This window comes from Pseudomonas sp. GW821-FHT04C07 (assembly GCF_059420325.1).
In genome coordinates this window covers 1-19,511 of sequence record NZ_JBWKTM010000018.1, presented here as the reverse complement: position 1 = coordinate 19,511, position 19,511 = coordinate 1, and the positions used below count along the sequence as shown (strand labels likewise).

At 59.0% G+C, this 19,511-nt stretch carries 14 protein-coding genes; 6 read left to right on the top strand and 8 right to left on the bottom strand.

The annotated features are described in order from the left end of the window. Positions 1 to 682: 682 nt before the first annotated feature. The gene (locus tag AC07UI_RS26270) at positions 683 to 1,582 is read right to left on the bottom strand and encodes a LysR family transcriptional regulator (protein ID WP_494995229.1); all 900 of its coding nucleotides are present in this window, start codon (positions 1,580 to 1,582) and stop codon (positions 683 to 685) included. A 132-nt stretch (positions 1,583 to 1,714) separates the two neighbouring features. Between AC07UI_RS26270 and AC07UI_RS26265 the strand changes: the two genes are divergently transcribed. The 3 genes from AC07UI_RS26265 (at position 1,715) to AC07UI_RS26255 (ending at position 6,158) form a co-directional block, all read left to right on the top strand. Further along, a complete protein-coding gene (locus AC07UI_RS26265; RefSeq protein ID WP_494995228.1) occupies positions 1,715 to 3,367 on the top strand; it encodes a GMC family oxidoreductase in 1,653 nt (550 codons plus the stop codon). Between the two features lie 211 nt (positions 3,368 to 3,578). Next, on the top strand, positions 3,579 to 5,201 hold the full coding sequence (locus AC07UI_RS26260) for an MFS transporter (RefSeq protein ID WP_494995227.1): 1,623 nt from the start codon (positions 3,579 to 3,581) through the stop codon (positions 5,199 to 5,201). 627 nt (positions 5,202 to 5,828) lie between these two features. Further along, the gene (locus tag AC07UI_RS26255) at positions 5,829 to 6,158 is read left to right on the top strand and encodes a hypothetical protein (protein ID WP_494995226.1); all 330 of its coding nucleotides are present in this window, start codon (positions 5,829 to 5,831) and stop codon (positions 6,156 to 6,158) included. A gap of 58 nt (positions 6,159 to 6,216) precedes the next feature. Here the strand turns inward: AC07UI_RS26255 and AC07UI_RS26250 are convergent, their stop codons facing one another. The 5 genes from AC07UI_RS26250 to AC07UI_RS26230 all read right to left on the bottom strand — a co-directional run bounded on the left by AC07UI_RS26250 (position 6,217) and on the right by AC07UI_RS26230 (position 12,991). Beyond that, positions 6,217 to 7,128 (bottom strand): pyridoxal-phosphate dependent enzyme, encoded by a 912-nt coding sequence (locus AC07UI_RS26250; protein WP_494995225.1) that lies wholly within the window; start codon positions 7,126 to 7,128, stop codon positions 6,217 to 6,219. A gap of 106 nt (positions 7,129 to 7,234) precedes the next feature. After that, positions 7,235 to 8,281: an HlyD family secretion protein gene (locus AC07UI_RS26245; protein ID WP_494995224.1), complete on the bottom strand. Its 1,047-nt coding sequence runs from the start codon at positions 8,279 to 8,281 to the stop codon at positions 7,235 to 7,237. A gap of 7 nt (positions 8,282 to 8,288) precedes the next feature. Then, complete coding sequence (locus tag AC07UI_RS26240) at positions 8,289 to 10,415, bottom strand: TolC family protein (RefSeq protein ID WP_494995223.1); 2,127 nt, start codon at positions 10,413 to 10,415, stop codon at positions 8,289 to 8,291. Position 10,416: 1 nt separating this feature from the next. Beyond that, complete coding sequence (locus AC07UI_RS26235) at positions 10,417 to 11,745, bottom strand: glycosyltransferase family 2 protein (RefSeq protein WP_494995222.1); 1,329 nt, start codon at positions 11,743 to 11,745, stop codon at positions 10,417 to 10,419. A gap of 7 nt (positions 11,746 to 11,752) precedes the next feature. After that, positions 11,753 to 12,991: a TackOD1 domain-containing metal-binding protein gene (locus AC07UI_RS26230; protein ID WP_494995221.1), complete on the bottom strand. Its 1,239-nt coding sequence runs from the start codon at positions 12,989 to 12,991 to the stop codon at positions 11,753 to 11,755. A 586-nt stretch (positions 12,992 to 13,577) separates the two neighbouring features. Here AC07UI_RS26230 and AC07UI_RS26225 point away from each other — a divergent pair. After that, a complete protein-coding gene (locus AC07UI_RS26225) occupies positions 13,578 to 15,527 on the top strand; it encodes a DNA topoisomerase III (RefSeq protein ID WP_494995317.1) in 1,950 nt (649 codons plus the stop codon). 14 nt (positions 15,528 to 15,541) lie between these two features. On the opposite strand, the gene AC07UI_RS26220 is transcribed toward AC07UI_RS26225, so the two are convergent. Continuing rightward, complete coding sequence (locus AC07UI_RS26220; protein ID WP_494995220.1) at positions 15,542 to 16,501, bottom strand: NUDIX domain-containing protein; 960 nt, start codon at positions 16,499 to 16,501, stop codon at positions 15,542 to 15,544. Between the two features lie 85 nt (positions 16,502 to 16,586). Here AC07UI_RS26220 and AC07UI_RS26215 point away from each other — a divergent pair, with 85 nt between their 5' ends. Continuing rightward, positions 16,587 to 17,342, top strand: a complete 756-nt coding sequence (locus AC07UI_RS26215) for a DeoR/GlpR family DNA-binding transcription regulator (protein ID WP_494995219.1) — start codon at positions 16,587 to 16,589, stop codon at positions 17,340 to 17,342. Positions 17,343 to 17,658: 316 nt separating this feature from the next. Further along, positions 17,659 to 19,032: a nucleotide 5'-monophosphate nucleosidase PpnN gene (ppnN, locus tag AC07UI_RS26210; protein ID WP_494995218.1), complete on the top strand. Its 1,374-nt coding sequence runs from the start codon at positions 17,659 to 17,661 to the stop codon at positions 19,030 to 19,032. 244 nt (positions 19,033 to 19,276) lie between these two features. Here the strand turns inward: ppnN and AC07UI_RS26205 are convergent. Beyond that, the coding region (locus AC07UI_RS26205; protein ID WP_494995217.1) for a hypothetical protein at positions 19,277 to 19,511 on the bottom strand (235 nt) is incomplete at its 5' end.

Below are 19,511 nucleotides of genomic sequence, written 5' to 3'. Positions count from 1 at the left end.
GTAGAGCGGCATACACCGCCCCACCACTCAACAGGCCGAGCGTTAGCTCGCCTGCCGCTTTTGATCTTGATCCACCCGCCCCTTCGGGAGGCCGAGTGGAGGTGTTCATCAGGGGGTGGGCGCGCAGCGCCGTTCGACGCAGTCGAACACATCGAGAGGAGGTCGAAGCGAAGCCGACCGGAGGCGATGCCCCCTGATGAATGCCGGAGCGAGGGAACACCGAGCCTGAGCGAGGTGCCGGACGCTTGGGGCGAAGCCTTTTGCTTACTTTTCGGCGTCTGGAAAAGTGAGGCGCCGTAAGGGCGAAACCCTAAGTGGCCGTTACCGCAGCAATGGATATGTACACCTGCGAGAGCCAGGCCGGCTGTCAGGCCGCCATCGCGAGCAAGCCTTGCTCCCACAGTTTTGATTCGCATACGTCTGCGAGAGATAGGTCGACTGTCAGGTCGCCATCGCGAGCAATCGAGCGTCGACCGGCTGCACCCACAATGGATTGGTGTACATCTGTGAGAGACAGGCCGGCTGTCAGGCCGCCTTCGCGAGCAAGCTCGGCTCCTACAAAAACGGCAGAAAGGTAGAGCGGCATACACCGCCCCACCACTCAACAGGCCGAGCGTTGCAACAGATACACCTGCAACAGATTGGTTGGCTGTCAGGCCTATATCGCGGGCAAGCCTTGCTCCTACGGTTGAGAGGTAGGGCCCAGCAACAACCCCTGCTCCCGATCGCACAACTGCACCACGTAATCCCACAACACCCGTAGCCGCACCGACTTGTGCAATTCGCGCCGGGTGCTGATCCAGTAGCTGCGCTGGATACTTTCGGCCGGCAGCAGCGGCACCAGCTCCGGGTCGTTGCTGGCCATGTAGCACGGCAACACGGCAATCCCCAGGCCGGCGCGTGCAGCCTGTTGCTGGGCGATCACGCTGGTGCTGTGGAAGACCACCTGCGGGCTGCGGCAGAAGCTGTTGAGGAACATCAGTTCCTGGCTGAACAACAGATCATCGACGTAGCCGATCCAGGCGTGCTGCGCCAGATCTTCGCGGCTACGCAGCGGCGGCGAACGGTCCAGGTAGGCGCGACTGGCATACAGTGCCAGGCGGTAGTCGGTCAGTTTGCGGGTGACCAGCATGTCGGCGGCCGGACGCTCCAGGTGGATGCTGATCTCCGCTTCGCGGTTGAGGATGCTGACGAAGCGTGGCACGGCCACCAGTTCCACTTCCAATCCCGGATAGCGTTCGAACAAACCATTCATGCGGCTGGCAAGGAACATGATGCCCAGGCCTTCGGTTACTCCCACGCGGATCTTGCCCAGCGGCGCACTGGACTGGGTGATTTCTTCCTGGGCCAGCAAGGCGACGTTTTCCATGGCTTCAGCGTGCTTGAGCAACGCTTCACCGGCCGGCGTCAGTTGGTAGCCCTGGGCGTGCTGGACGAACAGCGCGGTGCCGAGGCTTTTCTCGATGGCCTCGATGTGCCGGGCCACAGTGGCGTGGGTGGTTTTCAGCCGCCGCGCCGCCGTCAGCAAACGGCCGCTACGCTGTAACTCGAGAAAAAACCGCAGGTCATTCCAATCGAACATGAGTCTTCCTTGAACGTGCCAGAGAATGCAGCTGTCTGAAAACGCACAGCTACTGAGCAAAAACTAACATTCTTTCAACGAAAGCTAACAACTAGGATGACTGGCAAAGAACAACAACAGCAGAGGTCATGGATGCAGCCTGACGTTGATGAATACGACTACGTGGTAGTGGGCGCCGGGCCGGCCGGCTGCTTACTGGCCAATCGACTGTCCGCCAACCCGGAACACCGTGTGCTGCTGCTCGAAGCCGGCGGCCGCGACAACTACCCATGGATTCATATCCCCGTGGGTTATCTGTTCTGCATCGGCAACCCGCGCACCGACTGGTGCTACAAGACACAAGCGCAACCTGGCCTGCAAGGTCGCAGCCTGAGTTACCCACGCGGCAAGGTACTGGGCGGCTCTTCATCGATCAACGGCATGATCTACATGCGCGGCCAGGCCAGTGACTACGACGGTTGGGCCGCCGACGGCAATCCGGGCTGGGCCTGGAAAAATGTACTGCCACTGTTCAAACAGAGCGAAAACCATTTTGCCGGCGACTCGGAATTCCACAGTGCTGCCGGGCAATGGCGGGTCGAGCGTCAGCGGCTGTCGTGGCCGATCCTCGATGCCTTCCGCGAGGCCGCCGAACAACGTGGCATTGCCAGCATCGATGACTTCAACTGTGGCGACAACGAAGGCTGCGGTTACTTCCAGGTCAACCAGAAGGCCGGGGTACGCTGGAACGCCGCCAAGGCCTTTCTCAAACCGATCCGCAACCGACCTAACCTGACCGTGCTGACGGATGTCGAAGTAGACCGCGTGCTCCTGAAAAACGCCCGCGCTTCGGCTGTCAGCGCCCGCTGGCAGGGGCAGCAGAAAACCTGGAAAGCACGGCGGGAAATCGTCCTCTGCGCCGGCTCCGTCGGCTCGCCGAGCATCCTGCAACGTTCCGGGATTGGCCCGGGCAGCATGTTGCAGCGCTTGGGTATTGGCGTCGCCCATGAACTGGCTGGCGTGGGCGGCAACCTGCAGGATCACTTACAGCTGCGGTTGATCTACAAGCTGCAAAACGCCCGTACCCTGAACCAGATCGCCGGCAGCGTGTGGGGCAAGATGGGCATGGGCCTGCGTTATCTGTATGACCGCAGCGGCCCGCTGTCCATGGCCCCGAGCCAACTCGGTGCTTTCGCCCGTTCGGGGCCGGAACAGACGTCGGCCAACCTTCAATACCATGTGCAGCCGCTGTCGCTGGAGCGTTTCGGTGAGCCGTTACATACCTTCCCGGCGTTCACCGCATCGGTCTGCGACCTGCGTCCGCAGAGCCGTGGCCGAGTAGAAATCCGCTCCGCCGATCCGCAGCAGGCGCCGCTCATTGAACCCAACTACCTGAGCCATCCTGAAGACCTGCGAGTGGCCGCCGACGCCATTCGCCTGACCCGGCGCATCGTCGCGGCGCCGGCCTTGCAACCATTCAACCCCACCGAATACCTGCCCGGCGACGCCTTGCAGACTGACGAGCAACTGTACGAAGCGGCGGCGCGGATCGGCACGACGATTTTCCATCCGGTCGGCACCTGCCGCATGGGCAACGACTCAGACGCCGTGGTCGACGCACAGTTGCGGGTCCACGGCATTCCCGGGCTGCGCATCGCCGACGCCTCGATCATGCCGCGTATCACCTCGGGCAATACCTGTTCACCGACCCTGATGATCGCCGAGAAAGCCGCCCAGCTGATACTCGCCCCCAACTCAAGGAGCCTCGCCCCGGAAACAGAACTGGTCACCGAACCGCACTTGTAACCTGTAGGAGCCGAGCTTGCTCGCGATGGACGTTAACGATAACGCGTGTTTTCTGAGTAAACGCGTCGCCCTTGAGACCATCGTCGGAGCGCCGCCCGGACCAATCGAGCGTCGACCGGCGGCTCCTGCAAGGACCGCGCTGCACCGACATCGCGCCAAACATGGCGGCGACAGTGGAACAACAAAAACAATCACTGTGAGGGAAAACGATATGTCAGAACATGCTCAAACCCTGGACGCGACGCTTAGCGCGAGCACCAGCAAAGACACCCAGAAAGTCATCTTCGCCTCGTCCCTGGGGACGGTGTTCGAGTGGTATGACTTTTTCCTCTATGGCGCCCTTGCGGCGGTGATCAGCAAGCAGTTTTTCGCCGGGGTCAACGACACCACCGCGTTTATCTTTGCCTTGATGGCGTTCGCCGCCGGATTTATCGTGCGGCCGTTCGGCGCGCTGGTGTTCGGCCGTCTGGGCGACATGATCGGACGCAAATACACCTTCCTCGCAACCATCATCCTTATGGGCCTGGCGACCTTTTGCGTCGGCCTGCTGCCGACCTATTCGAGCATCGGCATCGCCGCACCAATCATCCTGGTGATGCTGCGCATGCTTCAGGGCCTGGCCTTGGGCGGTGAATACGGTGGCGCCGCTACCTATGTCGCGGAGCACGCTCCGCTCGGTAAACGCGGTTTCCATACCAGCTGGATTCAATCCACCGCCACCCTTGGCTTGCTGCTGTCGCTGCTGGTGGTACTCGGTTGCCGTTACTTCACCGGCGATCAATTTGAAGTCTGGGGCTGGCGTCTGCCGTTCCTGCTGTCAATCGTGCTGCTGGGGATTTCCACCTGGATTCGCCTGAGCCTGCACGAGTCTCCGGCCTTCGTGAAAATGAAGGAGGAAGGCAAGGTCTGCAAGGCGCCGATCCGCGAGTCCTTCGGCAAATGGGAAAATCTCAAAGTGGTGCTGATCGCGCTGTTCAGCATCAACGCAGGGCAAGCGGTGACCTTCTATGCCGCGCAGTTTTATGTGCTGTTCTTCCTCACTCAGTTCCTGAAAATGGACCCGGCCCTGGCCAACGGTCTGCTGATCGTCAGCGTGGTGATTGGCGCACCGTTCTTCATCTTCTTTGGCTGGCTGTCGGACAAGGTCGGACGTAAACCGATCCTGATGCTCGGCCTGTTGCTGGCGACGCTGCTGTACTTTCCAATCTTCAAAACCCTGGCCCACTATGCCAATCCGGCAATCGACCAGGCCAGCCAACAGGCACCGATCACCGTGCTGGCCGACCCGGCCACCTGCACCTTCCAGTTCGACCCGGTGGGCAAGGCGCGTTTCGACAGCCCGTGCGACAAGGTCAAGACCTTCCTGGTCAAACAGGGCTTGCCGTATAGCAGCGCAGCAGCGCCTGCCGGCAGCGAAGTGCAAGTGAGCATCGGTGAGGTACGCATCGACGGTTACAACGAAGCAGCGCTGCGTGGCGCAGTGACGTTGGCTGGCTATCCGCAACAGGCGGACACCCAGCAGATCAACAAACCGATGATCGTCGCATTGATCGTCGCGCTGATCCTGATCTCTGCCATGTGCTACGGCCCGCTGGCGGCGCTGATGGTCGAGCTGTTCCCGACCCGCATCCGCTACACCTCCATGTCCCTGCCCTACCACATCGGCAACGGCTGGTTCGGTGGTTTCCTGCCGACCGTGTCCTTTGCGTTGGTGGTGTACACCGGCGATATCTTCTACGGGCTGTGGTACCCCGTAGTGATCACTGGCGTGAGTCTGATCGTGGGCATGATTTGTCTGCGCGAGACCAAAAACGTGAACATCGATAAGAACTGAGGGTTGAAGGTCCGCCCGCTCGCCATGTTGCTGGTGGTGGGCGGATCCTGTTGGCCCCCGTGGCGCGAGGTGCCGGCTCTTGGCCCGGACGAAGTCCGGATTGATCCAGCTCCCGGATCCCTCTATTGGGCGGCTTGGCGGGCGGATCTGCTCACAGGCGAGATTTATGTAGTGTTAAAAAATATTCACTACAAATCTATTGACGGCTCCATTGCCCGCTTGCATTATCCATCTCGTCTCCCCGATCGGGAGAGTTGGCTTGAGTATTCTGAATACGCTCGACAGACCGCCGAGCTGTTCCCCTGATGTGTACTGCCCACAAGGCAGATTGATGAAGCGAACTGGCTGGACCGTCCGGTACAAGGACGAGAAGCGCTGGCGAAACGTCCTCATGATGCTTGTGGCTGAGCGCTTTTTTATCAGCATCGGCATCCTGGTTTGCACTGTTTCTCCTCGTTGAGCCCCAGCTGCGTAGTCGCTTTTCATCAATGCTACATACATCAAACTCAGGGCCCGTTCTGCACCTGACGGACGCCCGTGTCGTCCCGATTGTGCTTCAGGAAACGATTGGCTGATTCGGCTACATGTTTCAGCTAACCAACTAAACAGTGGTCAAGGGGCTTGCACATGAATTTGAACAATCAACCAACTATTGATGAACTGGCTCGACTGTTCGCATCGCACAAGGACAGCCACGACAGCCACGTATTGTGGATATGCAAGTCGGGCGAAGTCCGTATCGATTGCCTCGCGCCCCACTCGCACGAAAGTGAATTCGAGCAGGCTCATCACAGCATGTGTGCCAGGCTCAGAATGTATCGCCGGGGCCAAGGGTATGTCGGAAAGAAAGCCGCAGCTGACAAAGACTTCATGGGCCGCGTCCTTCAAACCCTGAGCCATGAATGGAAGCAGATGCAAAATCAGTCCGGGATTTGTCGGGTAGACAAATACTGCTGAGTTCGGCTGCGGTGTCGCTGGTAACTTGAACCTCAGGCTTGCCAGCGACACCAATGCTTCAAGACTTTTCCCATCCAGCAACAATCTGTGCACTGATGCTGACGCCACCACAGACAACGATCACCACATCATGGGCATCGGCAATTGCCGGATGATCCAGATACGCGACGGCAAGAGAAACGCCGCAAGCGGGCTCCACCAACTGACGCATATCATCGGCATACCGAACGACGCCCATGATTGCCTCGGCATCCGACAACACCACACTCTCGTGCTGAAAATTCCGGATATGCTCAACCGGCCACAGCGCAACTTGCGAAGCACCCAGTGAACTGGCAACGGTCTTGATCTCGGGAAGCCTGACGGGATGTCCGGCCTTGAGGGCTGCCGCGAACGAAGCGGCGCCAAGGGTTTCACAGGCGATGATCCGGCAGTCCATCCTGGCATGACGCTCCAGCCCCGTGAGCACACCAGCCAGCAAGCCACCGCCCCCGACCGAGGTCACAATCGTGTCGACCTGAGGGCAATCCTCCAGAATTTCATCCACCATCGTGCTGTGCCCCTCCCACAACGTCGGATGGTCGAAAGCAGGTACGTACTCGGTATCCGCATCTTGCGCGAGTTCAAGCGCCCGCTGATTGGCTTCGTCCCACACCTTGCCGTGCACAATCACCTCTGCACCCGTTTTGGCAATGCGTGCGCGGGTGATTTCAGGGGTGGTTTGCGGCACGACGATGCGCGCCTTCAGACCCAGCGCGGTCGCCGCCACCGCCGTCGCCAATCCAGCATTGCCTCCGGAAGGACAGACGACTGTCTTCTTGCCCTGCCCGGCTGCGAACGTGCAGAGCAGGCCCATGCCGCGCAACTTGAACGACCCGCTCGGCTGCAGGTTCTCCAGCTTGAGCCAGATACGCCGCTCTGGCGTCGATAGCCCGGGATGCAAGACCAACGGTGTTCTTATATGAAGCATCACAGCCCCCCTTATAAAAACCGGATAAACAGAAATTCAGGCGCCGGCCGCCAGGACAAGGATCTGAACGCCTGAATGGTTGAGCAATCATCCTGTTGCAGGTGGTTCATTTGTTGATCCCCAGTATTCGCAGCCAATCGGTGGGGAAGCGAACATTCAACGGCAGTTGATCGATTCTCCAGCGCGCCGGTAGTGGTTGATCAAATCTGGCCACGACCTGCAATCCCATTTCGCTTGCGGCAAACGGTCCACGCAGAACTGTTGGCGTGCGACCGGCGCTGTCGACAGCCTGCACAACGTGAGCAGCCAGCCATTCGCCATCCGGCATGCGCACTCGCAGTGATTGACCTACGGCAGCGTAGTTGATGTTCATAGGCTCCAGATAAATCCACAACAACGGATCCTCCTGCTGCTCCAAACGCATCAGCAGAGTGCCCGGGCCGACGTTTTCGCCCGGCGTGACAAGCACCTCGGCTATTCGACCGCCCTGCGACGCCGTCACTGACAACGCTGCCAAACGCGTCTTCAGCCATTGCTGCTCAGCGTTTTGCTGGATGATCTCTCGATCGACTCCTTGAGGTGACTGACGAGCTATCCGCTCACGACGCTCGAAAGCCAGCAAATCCGATCGAAACCCATCAAGTTCGCTTTGCGCGGCCAGCACTTCCCCTCGGGTGGCAGCACCTTGTTGCACGAGCCCCTCCAACTGCCGGACTCGTTGTTCTGCACGACCTGCCCTGGCGCTGAGCAATTCACGCTCTCTTACACCCAAATCGGAATCGCTGAGGCGCGGTATCTCAGCGGGCATCGCTGCAAGTTGCAATAAACGGGCGCGCCATTCCGGGTTATCGAGGGTGACCAATAGTTGGCCAGCACGCACCTGCTCACCAGTCGTGACGAAGAGTTGCTCGACCCGACCGGCATCTCGTGCACGCACTTCCTGAATAGGCAGGCGTAACTGTGCCGGCGCATCAATCAGCAGCACGCCGTACAGCAACTTTGCGACCAGCCAGAGTAACGGGCTGGCGACCAGGAACAGGATCAGGTACCAGCGCAGGCGAAATGCCATGCGTTTGCCCGGGGCGTAGAGCACATTCAGACCCTGCTCCTGTGTGGGATTGTGCTCTTTGTGACTGTCGAAACGAATCTTCATGAGCGGCTCACCGTTTTGGGAAGTCTCGCCAGGCTTGCCAATCAATGCCGGCAATACCCTGAGGTTGCAATTGCTCGCGCCACACAGCGACCTGGCGTTGCAATTGTTCAGCGGATACTCCCGCCCAGCTTTCGGTGGAAGGCAACTGTGGCTCTGCGCTCTGGGCCAGGCGAAATTGCAGATCGGGCCAACGCTTTGCGATCTGCCCGGCCAGTTGCGCACTGCGCTGCGGGTTACGGGTGTAAATCATCAGGCTGACCTGACGCACGCCGATTGCCGGAAGCGCACAAGGCACACAAGGATGTCCGGCCGTGGCCGCAACGAACCAGCGATGGTGACTGGATATTTCCACCGGCCAGCGGCTGACTGCTGACACCGCCCGCAACGTGTCGAGCCAGTCTTGCAAACGTTGATCGGGTACCGGCCAACCGAGTTGTTCAACTTCAAGATCCAGATGAAGACTGGAAAACGACAATCCCTGAAGTTTGATGAGCAAATCGGTCAGTTGCCCACGCTGCTGCGGTTCGATCCAGCCGGGGTCGCCGAGCAACAGGCTCACTTGCAGACCACTGCGCGCGGCGTCTTGAAGCAATTGCTCAAGCGCCTGGCGGGTCGCGGGCAGGTTGCTCACCTGGACGGCGTTGAGTCCGAGGTAGATTTTCTCCATACCGGCCTTTCGCAATGCTTGCAGTTCCGCCGGACGACGCCTGGGGTCCAACAAGGCTTCGCTGTTCCAGACATAACTGGCCTGGAGCCATTTTGCCGGCTCGAGCGGTACATTGTTGCGCGGTGCCGCTGGAGTTGAGGCGGAAATTATCGCAGAGGCTTGCGGCTTGATCAAAGGTGACCATTCCTGACGCTCGCCACCCAGCAGTGCAGCAAATTGCGGAGCGTCTTCAGTGAACAGATTCAAGTCGGCCTGGCGCAACCAGGCGGCATGCCACGCCGCGATCAAGTCAAAACCCGATTGAAAGTAAGCCCGCTCGCTGGCCAGCTGGGCTAGCAGGTTGCTGTCCCCGCCAAGGTTGCCTCGAGCCTTTTCCTCATCGCGTGCCAACGCCGCATGACGCCATTGTTGGCTACGCTGTTTGATCGTCGCTTGCGCAGTGTTTTGGGCGCGCAATGCCCTGCTCAGCTCCAGCCCCAAAGAACGTTGTTCGGCTGCTACACGGTCGGCTGCCGCTTCGTAGTGTGCTTCGGCGACTTGCTGTCGAGCACGAGTATTGCCGACCAGGTCGAAAGGCACAGAGAACACCAGGCTGGCCACCAGACCGCTACCCGCTTTATCTGTACCGCTGCGGTATTCCCGGGTGCCGGTCAGGATGACGTCGGAGTCAATGGCTGAATACCAGGGATTATCGCGCGCTCTGTCGGCCTGATCGCGCAGGTTTTGCTTTTCTGTCACCCGTGGATGCTGATTCAACAGAGCCTGCCATTGAACCAGTGGTTGCGGTTGTTGCGCCAGAGGCTCGGCAACCGCCTGAGCCCCTATGGGTAACTCACTCATATTGATGCTGGCCAGATCTTCGCGGACGTCGGCTTCTATTTGGGTGAGCGCCTCGCAACGCGTTGAAAGCCCCTTCCACTCATCCAGCTGCAACTGAGCTTCGGAAGTGCGCAACCAGGCTTTTTGCAAACGCAGGCGAATCACTTGATCGGCCTTGCGGGCAACAGGCAGGAGCGCACCGCAAAAAGAGACTTCCTGTTGCGCGCGCCACCAATCAGCGTACGCGCTGCGTAGTGCCAGGCGCTGGCTTGCCCTCTGTAAAGCCAGGCGCAACTGCTGTCGTTGGCGCTCGTACTGATTGGTTTGCAGAAGATCCAGTTGGCGCTTGAGGCTGCCCAACAGGGGATGACGTATACCAAGATCAAAATTGTGACCGTAATAATCATTGCGAATGTCTTGGGTGACCAACTCTCGGAAGCGCCCGGCACCGGCGCCAGCGAACACTTGCCATCCAGCCCGGTCTTCATGAAGCTTCGCTTCTGCCTCGAGGGCTCGAAGGTCGGCCTGACCTGCACGAAACAGAGGATCGGAGGATTGCTTGTCGAACAACTCTTGAAGTGTCAGCGGTTGAGCCAGCAATGTAGTGGATGACAGCGATAGAGTTAGAGCCAGAAGCACCGATCGCATGTCAAAACCTCGTGGCCTTTTTCAGGACCCACCATGGCGCCATGCTGCTTTCCTCATGGCCACGACGGAAAACCTCGTTGAGCATGGCGACAGCACTCCAGCAACGCATGATCAACATGAACAGCGGGAAAATCGGCACCAGAAAAACCAGGCGCAGGTCCTGTCGTGGTCGATCGGAAACCATCAGCAACATAGCCCCGAACATCATCACAGTGATCATCAGATAAAGCAGATAGATCATCAAAAACAGTATCAACAAGGTCGACCCTGGCAGGATGAATAACGCCAGCAAGGTGTAGCCAAAAATGATGAAGGGCAGCACCAACTGAAAAAAGAATCCGCTGACGAGGATCATCAAGAAATTCGACCAGCCCAGCAGGCTCGGGTTGATGCTGTGGCTATGCTTGCGTACGTAGAGGAAAAACAGGTCACCGTCCCAGCGCAACCGCTGCATGAGAAACTGCTTGAAGGTCACCGGAGCATCGGTATGGCCGATGGCTTGCGGTTCGAATGGAATCCGTAAATTGTGGCGCCCGAAGTAACTTTTTATGCGCAGAGTCAAATCAAGGTCTTCTGCCGTGTGGGTATTCCAGCCACCAATTTTCACCAGAAAACTACGGCGGAACGCGCCAAAGGCGCCGGAAACGTTATTCACCAGATTCCACTCGGCCAGTCCGATCTTCGACATATGGATCGATAGCAGGTACTCCAGCGCCTGTATCGCAGTGGTCACGGAACTCCAGACATTACGGACCCGCAAGCTACCGGCCACTGCCGGTACCGTCGGATCCACAAAATGACGCACGATGGCGCTGACCATGTTGTTGTCAAAAGACGTGTCACCATCCAGGGCCATCACGATCTCACCGCTGGCATGCGCCAGACCGGCATTCAACGACGATACTCGGCCACCACGTTGCCATTTGGCAATCGGACGCAGATGTCGGCGTGGATACAAACCCGGATCGACCAGAAAGCCTCGAACGGCATTCAGCGTCGTCTGATTCAGCGTAGCGCCGTCCACCACCGGAATCATCTCGATGTGTCCGGGGTAGATCTGTTCGCACAGGCTTAGCAACGTCTTTTGCACATCCATTCCTTCGCTGTAGCAGGTGATGATGCAAGACACTTTGGGTCGATAAAGACTGATTTGCGGGATGCTGGTTCGCCTGCGCACGAACCAGCGCAAGACGCCCAGCAACACCATGACATTGAGCGGCAGCTCAAAAAGCAGGAATAACGGAAAGAGCATGTAAAACAATCGACTCAAGCCATCCTGGCTCGCCAGCGAGTTGAGCACGTTATAGAGTTGTTCGAGCAATGGGCTCATGACAGCCTCAAGTCAGTTCGCTGGCTAAACGGGCCAGCAACAATTCGCCGTCCTCCTGGTCAAGCAAATCCTGCGGCGCGGTGAAGCTGACGACACGAAGAGAGATGTCACTGACCTCAGGTGCAGAGAACAGTTCGGCGACCTGCCCCAGACGCCGTACAACGCTGAGCAGCCCCTCGGGACCTGTATGCGGGAGCATGAGCCAAAGAAACTCCTCTGTGCTTCGTGAACAACGGTCCGTTTCCCTGACCGTTTCCTGCAAGCGATCGACCAGACTGTCGACGAAGGCATGCCCACGGTGCTCGCCAAGGCGAAGCATGGTCTCGGTCAAGTTGACGAAGCGCAGACCAATCAGTGAAAAAGGCGGCAGCTGATAGCGGCGTACGATCTGGATCTGCCAAGTGAGCAGGTCGAAAAAATCCTTGCCTCCCAGCAAGTTGAGTCGGCCGAAGTGATCGACCCCGCCCGGCTCGGTGTTAAAACCCTGGCGGCAGCGCAAACGTCCTGATTCAGCCAGTCGGAAGTCTCTGATTTCGCGCACCCGCAGCTTGTCAGTCGCATGCGCCAGGCCACAGTCCAGGCATCGAGCCTGAATATCGGCGTCGACAAAAAATGCCTGACACGACCGGCAGCGGTAGTTCTCCAGTGGTCGGTCATAGTCGCTGCCGATATGCCGCAACCGGTTCAGGCAGTTGGGGCAAAGCAACATTCCATCTTTAAGAAAACTCTCCTGGGCGCCAACATGACCACAGGTAAAGCAGTGCAGCGAAGGCTGGCGTGAAATGTCCAGGGCCTGACATTCCGGGCACACATCAACGTAGTTCAAACGGCCCGAACCGCAATCTGAACACAGTCGGATTCGATCGACCAGTACGCCCTCTTCCAACCAGCCCTGCTGGGCCATCAATTTAAGCCAGACAAAGGTATTGACCTGCTCATCCTCGGCCAAAACCTCCAGCAATGGATAGCGGTAATGCTGGGGGACCTCTGGATCGCGCAGGGCATGCACTTCTACGCTGGATCGTAGCCACAACCATGAAAGCACCCTGCTCTCAAATCTGTCAGGCGGGGCTCCACGATTAAAAAGGCTGAACCGTGCTTTCCACAATCGCCAGAGCGGCGTTATCTCCTTGAGCTCAACAGGAGGTGCGCCATCGCCCAGCGCTTCACACCAACCGTCCAGATCGCGACAACAGTAAATCAGCTTGAACCGGTAAGAAGGTTCCGTGCGCAGCTTGCGAAGCATTTGCCCGGCAGGGGTACCTGGCAAGTCAAGCAACAACACATCAAACGCGGGAACAGCCAGCAGGCTGCTCAGATCGGTAAAGCGATCCAGTTCCGGGTGGCCAACGTTCGCAACAATGTTGCCCAGCACAGCAATCCGCGGATTTGAAGTCGGCATGACGTATTTCTCTGAGAGTCAGACAGATAGCTGGGGCCAGTAGAACTTCAGAACAGAGCAGATCGTCAAAAGTCCGGCTGATTTTTTAAAGCTATTAATCGACACTGTCCTGGACAACAAATTGACCAACACCGCGTATACGACCTTTGCCAGCATTGCGTATACGTCCGTAATGCTTGCCGCTGACACCTCTATCCCTAACAGTTTTTTTGAGTATGGTCGCTACTTGGCCCGTTGCCCACTTCATTGGCGCCCGATCCACCGCCATTACCGGCGCCCCTGCCCCTTTTGACCACAAATGCGCCTTTCACCGCTGACGAAGCAATCAACGGCAACCTTTATCTGTATATCCATACAGATAAAGGTTGCCCAAATGCGCGGTACTGCGCATTCTGTGCACCTTCCAGACCCGTAAGAAATGATGGTGGTTATGCGGTTGTTCCTGTGTGAAAAGCCATCCCAGGCCAAAGATATCGCCGCGGTGCTCGGTGCCAACCGCCGTGGCGACGGCTGCTGGCTGGGGCCGAATGTCACAGTGACCTGGTGCATCGGCCACCTGCTGGAAACCGCACCGCCGGATGCCTACGACCCCCGCTACAAGCGCTGGGTGCTGGCCGATCTGCCAATCGTCCCCGAGAAGTGGAAGATGCTGGTAAAGCCGAAGACTGCCAGCCAGTTCAAAGCGGTCAAACGCTTGCTCGGTGAGGCCCATGAGTTGGTCATCGCCACCGATGCCGACCGTGAGGGCGAGATGATTGCCCGCGAGTTGGTCGAGCACTGTCGCTATCGCGGACCGATTCAACGGCTTTGGCTGTCGGCCCTGGACGACGCGTCGATCCGCAAGGCATTGGCAGTGCTCAAGCCCGGAGCCGAGACCTTCAGCCTCTACCATTCGGCGCTGGGACGCTCGCGTGCCGACTGGTTGATCGGTATGAACATGAGCCGGCTGTTCACCCTGCTTGGTCGCCAGTCCGGCTATCAGGGTGTCCTTCCTGTGGGCCGCGTACAAACGCCGACGCTACGGCTGGTGGTCGATCGCGACCGCAGCATTGCCGACTTCGTACCGGTCCCGTATTGGGCCATCGAGGTGCAGCTGTTGCAGGACGGCACCTCTTTCACCGCCCATTGGCGCGCAGCGCAAGACGTTTGCGACGAGCACGATCGTTGCTTGAACCAGGCACTGGCCCAGGAAGCTGCAACGGCCATGCGCAATGCCACCAGCGCCCGGGTGATCAAGCTGCGTACCGAGCGCGTGCGCGAAGCAGCACCACTGCCCTTCGACCTGGGCACGCTGCAGGAAGTGTGTTCAAAGAAGTTGGGGCTGGGTGCTCAAGAGACCCTGGATATCGCTCAGGCGCTGTACGAAACCCATAAAGTCATCACCTACCCACGCAGCGATTGCGGTTACCTGCCGCTTAGTCAGCACAGCGAAGCACCGACCATTCTGGCGGCCCTGGGGCGGACCGATCCAGGGCTTGGCGAGCTGTTCAAGTACATCGAACCGCAGCGCCGCTCGCGCGCCTGGAACGACGCGAAGGTCAGTGCCCACCACGGTATTATTCCGACTGGCGCAGCCAAGGACCTCGACCGCCTGGTGGGCAAACAACGCGCCGTCTACACCTTGATTCGAGCGCGTTATCTGGCGCAGTTTCTGCCCAATCACGAATACGATAGAACCCAGGCCGATTTCGACTGCGCCGGGCAGGCCTTGCGTGCCGTGGGCAAGCTGATTGTCGAACCTGGCTGGAAGCGTGCACTTCCCGAAGCCCTCGCGCCCGCCAAAGGGCGCGAAGCGCCGGCCCCGCAAACACTGCCGGCGCTGGCCGAAGGCCGCGATTGCGCAGTTGCCAACGTGACGTTGAAAGACCTCTGGACCCAACCGCCCAAACCCTTTACCGAGGGCGATCTGATCAAGGCGATGAAAAACGTCGCCAGACTGGTGGAGGATCCCCTGCTCAAGCAGAAACTCAAGGACACCACCGGAATCGGCACCGAGGCAACGCGCGCCGGAATCATCCAGGGATTACTGGATCGCGGCTATCTGATCAAACACGGCAAGGCATTGGCTGCCACCCCGGCGGCCTTTAGCCTGATCGATGCGGTTCCCCGAGCCATCGCCGATCCCGGCACCACGGCCATTTGGGAACAAGCGCTGGATATGGTGCAGAGCGGCGAAATGAGCCTTGAAGAGTTCGTTGCCAAGCAGGCCGCCTGGATGAGTAAACAGGTGGGCCGTTGCGTCGGCCTGCGTCTGACCATCAGCGGACCGGCGAGCCCGGCCGGTGGTGGCGGCGCTCCCTGGAAAAACAAACGCAAGCCCACCAAACGCAAAACCTCGACCCCGGTCAAGCGCGCCGCAAAACCAGGCCGCGGTCCTTAAGGGCTTGTTTGAAATCAATCCTGGCAAATGGCGGGTGCGAAAGCCGGAACCTCAGCGAGTGAGCGGTAGATTTGCAGGCCAAGCCGCTCTCCAATGGAGACCATTGCGTCGGCGCCATCAGATGGGCCACCGATTCGCAGCACTGCGTCGCAGCGCTCAAGAAGGCGTTGCGCGTGTGCATGAAACAGCGCGTCGTAGACCGCGTCACCGACTTTTGTCGAACCTGACAGGCGTACCATAGGTAGCGCGACCCATTCACCGAGTACGGGGAAATGGCCCGCCTCAAGCAAAGCAGAGGCGCAGCTTTCCATGGCTGCCACGTTCCGGGCGAGCAGCGCCGGGTCGTCTGCGGTACCCGAACGGTAAGGACCAGCCACCAGGATCATGAGGCTGCGCGGCGTCATCAGCCGCAGCTCCAGATACTGCAACAGCATAATGGTCTTGCCATCGACAATCTCGCCGCTGCTGACCATCGCGATGGCCTGTTCGAAGCCGAGCTCCATCACCTCGATGTCTTCACCCTCTTCGATCAGGCCACCTCCCTCGCTGATGCGATCACCTGGCTCATATTCCCCGATAAAGAAATGGATGCACTCGGTGACCGAGCCTGGACTCATGAACGCCTCATAAATCTTCTCGACCGACTCGACGCGGTAGCCGGTTTCCTCCTCGGCTTCTTTACGAACACGCTGCTCGGGACTGGCATTGTCCAGCAGGCCGGCTGCGGACTCGATGAGAAAGCCGCTATGGCCATTGACGAACGCGGGCATGCGGAACTGGCGTGTGAGCAACACTGTGCGACGCGCACGATTGTAGAGAAGGATGGTGGCCCCGTTGCCGCGGTCGTAGACCTCGCGCGTCTGCGCCTGCCATGTACCATCGCGTCGACGCAGGTCAAAGCTGAATTTCTTTAGCAGATACCAATTATCAGACAGGGTTTCCTGCGCGGTGATGCGTACGGGTCCGGGTTCCATTGCATATCCTTTTTCAGGCTTGTGTTATTGAGCTTCTCGTGCAAAATCGCGCATAGTCAAGAAAATTCGTGCAAAAGAGTCCTCCATGCTGACCAGCAAACGCAAGCAATATCTGATGGACTTACTGCGCCGCGATGGCCAGCTCGTCGCCAAGGCTCTTTGCAAGGAGTTGGCGGTTTCCGAGGACACCATCCGGCGCGACCTGCGCCAGATGGCCAGGGACGGCCTCCTGCTCCGGGTGCATGGCGGAGCTCTGCCGGCGTCGCCGGCGATGGGCGATGTTGCGGCGCGCGAGCAGATTGCACCGATGGAAAAAATGGCGATCGGGCGCGCCGCCGCTCAGTTGGTGCAGACAGGCCAGGTGGTCTTCATCGATGGCGGCACCACGTCCACACAGCTGGTGCGCCATCTTGCGCCCTCCTTGAAGGCGACGGTCATCACACACAGCCCGTCGATCGCCATAGAACTGGCCGCCCATCCCGGCATTGAAGTCATCATGCTGGGTGGGCGTCTGTTCAGGCATTCGCTGGTTGGTGTGGGCACGGCCACCCTTGAGGCGATAAGCAGGGTGCGCGCGGATCTGTATTTCATGGGTGTGTGTAGCGTGCACCCGAGCGCAGGTCTGTCGACCGGTGACTTCGAGGAAGCCGGCGTAAAACGAGCACTGTGCCACGCTGCAGCCGAGACGATAGTCCTGGCCTCTTCGGAAAAACTGGCAACCGCTTCTCCCTACAAAATTGTCGAGTTGGCAGAAATCAGCGCAATCGTAGCGCTGGGCTCCACCCCTCGCGCCGTGCTCTTGCCATACAAAAAACTGGGCGTCACGCTCTACACTGCATGAACGACGCCGGCGGTTAATAGCGCCTCACGAACAAAATGGTTGGCATGCCCGACTTGCCGAGGAGGCCCATGTGTACCGCTGTCGCGCCAATCCATAAAACGCCGGAATAAGATGAGGGCACTGTTCATTGATCTTCAGCTGCCGCATCCTGCGTCCTGGTTGAAACGTTCGCCCCCGGGGGGGATCTCACCGCAGTGTTGCTTTCCCGCCCGGGCGCCTGAAAAAATACCCGCTGCGCGTGACTGCGTTCGGTGCTCACCATTTTGATGCAACCGAGCCGCTCTGGCTCGTTGGTATCGCTCACAGGGAACCTAGAATGGGCCAAAGACAAGTAATTAACGCATCGATAAGCCCCAAGGGCAGCCTGGAAACGCTGTCCCAACGTGAAGTGCAGCAACTCAGCGAAGCCGGTTCAGGCAGCCTCTACACGCTGTTCCGCCAGTGCGCCTTGGCCATCCTCAACACTGGCGCCCAAATTGACAACGCCAAGACCATTCTTGAGGCCTACCAGGACTTCGAGGTTCGCATCCACCAGCAGGATCGTGGCGTTCGCCTGGAACTGCTCAATGCGCCAGCAGACGCCTTCGTCGACGGCGAGATGATCGCCAGCACCCGTGAGATGCTGTTCAGCGCCCTGCGCGACATCGTCTATACCCAGAACGAGCTGGACAGTCCACACATCGACCTGAGCAGCTCCCAGGGGATCACCGATTACGTCTTCCACCTGCTGCGCAACGCGCGCACCCTGCGCCCCGGGGTGGAACCGAAAATAGTGGTGTGTTGGGGCGGCCATTCGATCAACACCGAGGAGTACAAGTACACCAAGAAGGTCGGGCACGAACTCGGCTTGCGCCGCCTGGATGTCTGCACCGGTTGCGGGCCTGGCGTGATGAAAGGGCCGATGAAGGGCGCCACTATCGCCCACGCCAAGCAGCGGATGATCGGCGGCCGTTACCTGGGCCTGACGGAACCTGGAATCATCGCTGCCGAAGCGCCTAACCCGATCGTCAACGAACTGGTGATCCTCCCGGACATAGAGAAGCGCCTTGAGGCCTTTGTACGCGTCGGCCATGGCATCATCATTTTCCCCGGTGGCGCTGGCACGGCCGAGGAGTTCCTCTACCTGCTCGGCATCCTGATGCACCCGGACAACCAGGATCTGCCGTTCCCCGTCATCCTGACCGGGCCAAAGAGTGCGGCGCCCTACCTGCAGCAGTTGCACGCTTTCGTCGGCTCTACGCTGGGGGAAGCCGCACAGCGCCACTACCAGGTCATCATCGACGATCCGGCTGAAGTGGCAAGGCAAATGACCGAAGGGCTCAAGGCGGTCAAGCTGTTCCGCCGAGAGCGCAATGACGCCTTCCATTTCAATTGGCTGCTAAAGATCGAGGAAGGCTTTCAGCGCCCGTTCGATCCCACCCACGCCAACATGGCCAGCCTGCAGCTCAACTGCGACCTGCCTCCTCACGAGCTGGCGGTTAATCTGCGGCGTGCCTTTTCCGGTATCGTTGCCGGTAACGTGAAAGACAAGGGCATCCGCCTGATCGAAAAGCATGGCCCCTACGAAATCCATGGGGATGCGGCCGTCACGCAGCCTCTGCACCACTTGCTCAAAGCATTCGTCGAGCAGCACCGCATGAAGTTGCCAGGCGGCGCGGCCTATGTCCCCTGCTATCGGGTAGTCACCTGATAACAAGGTCGTGACCTGTTCCATCGCGCTGCCCCAGGCGTTGAGAACAGGTCGCTTTGCTATGGCCGCATTGTGCCAATGCCGCAATCAGGGGCTTATCCGTTTCTGCGGTAACGGCCAATTGGCGGTGTTGCACGGTCCCTGTAGGAGCGAGGCTTGCCCGCGATGGCGGCGGTGCGTTCACTGTTGATTTTGACCGGGTACATATCCGTTCCAGCGGTAATGGCTGCTGGCGGTTTCGCTCTTACAGCGGTCTTGCACCGGCCCTGTAGGAGCGAGGCTTGCCCGCGATGGCGGCGGTGCGTTCACTGTTGATTTTTACCGGGTACATATCCGTTCCTGCGGTAACGGCTGCTGGCGGTTTCGCTCTTACAGCGGTCTTGCACCGGCCCTGTAGGAGCGAGGCTGAACTGGTCAAGTAATCCCGGACACCGATTACGGTGTTTATGCCGCTTTTTGCTCCATGGCTATTGGCGACA

Coding starts and splice junctions, on each gene's coding strand:
- AC07UI_RS26270 (WP_494995229.1), bottom strand. CDS start 1,582: ATGTTCGATTGGAATGACCTGCGGTTTTTTCTCGAGTTACAGCGTAGC.
- AC07UI_RS26265 (WP_494995228.1), top strand. CDS start 1,715: ATGCAGCCTGACGTTGATGAATACGACTACGTGGTAGTGGGCGCCGGG.
- AC07UI_RS26260 (WP_494995227.1), top strand. CDS start 3,579: ATGTCAGAACATGCTCAAACCCTGGACGCGACGCTTAGCGCGAGCACC.
- AC07UI_RS26255 (WP_494995226.1), top strand. CDS start 5,829: ATGAATTTGAACAATCAACCAACTATTGATGAACTGGCTCGACTGTTC.
- AC07UI_RS26250 (WP_494995225.1), bottom strand. CDS start 7,128: ATGCTTCATATAAGAACACCGTTGGTCTTGCATCCCGGGCTATCGACG.
- AC07UI_RS26245 (WP_494995224.1), bottom strand. CDS start 8,281: ATGAAGATTCGTTTCGACAGTCACAAAGAGCACAATCCCACACAGGAG.
- AC07UI_RS26240 (WP_494995223.1), bottom strand. CDS start 10,415: ATGCGATCGGTGCTTCTGGCTCTAACTCTATCGCTGTCATCCACTACA.
- AC07UI_RS26235 (WP_494995222.1), bottom strand. CDS start 11,745: ATGAGCCCATTGCTCGAACAACTCTATAACGTGCTCAACTCGCTGGCG.
- AC07UI_RS26230 (WP_494995221.1), bottom strand. CDS start 12,991: ATGCTTCGCAAGCTGCGCACGGAACCTTCTTACCGGTTCAAGCTGATT.
- AC07UI_RS26225 (WP_494995317.1), top strand. CDS start 13,578: ATGCGGTTGTTCCTGTGTGAAAAGCCATCCCAGGCCAAAGATATCGCC.
- AC07UI_RS26220 (WP_494995220.1), bottom strand. CDS start 16,501: ATGGAACCCGGACCCGTACGCATCACCGCGCAGGAAACCCTGTCTGAT.
- AC07UI_RS26215 (WP_494995219.1), top strand. CDS start 16,587: ATGCTGACCAGCAAACGCAAGCAATATCTGATGGACTTACTGCGCCGC.
- ppnN (WP_494995218.1), top strand. CDS start 17,659: ATGGGCCAAAGACAAGTAATTAACGCATCGATAAGCCCCAAGGGCAGC.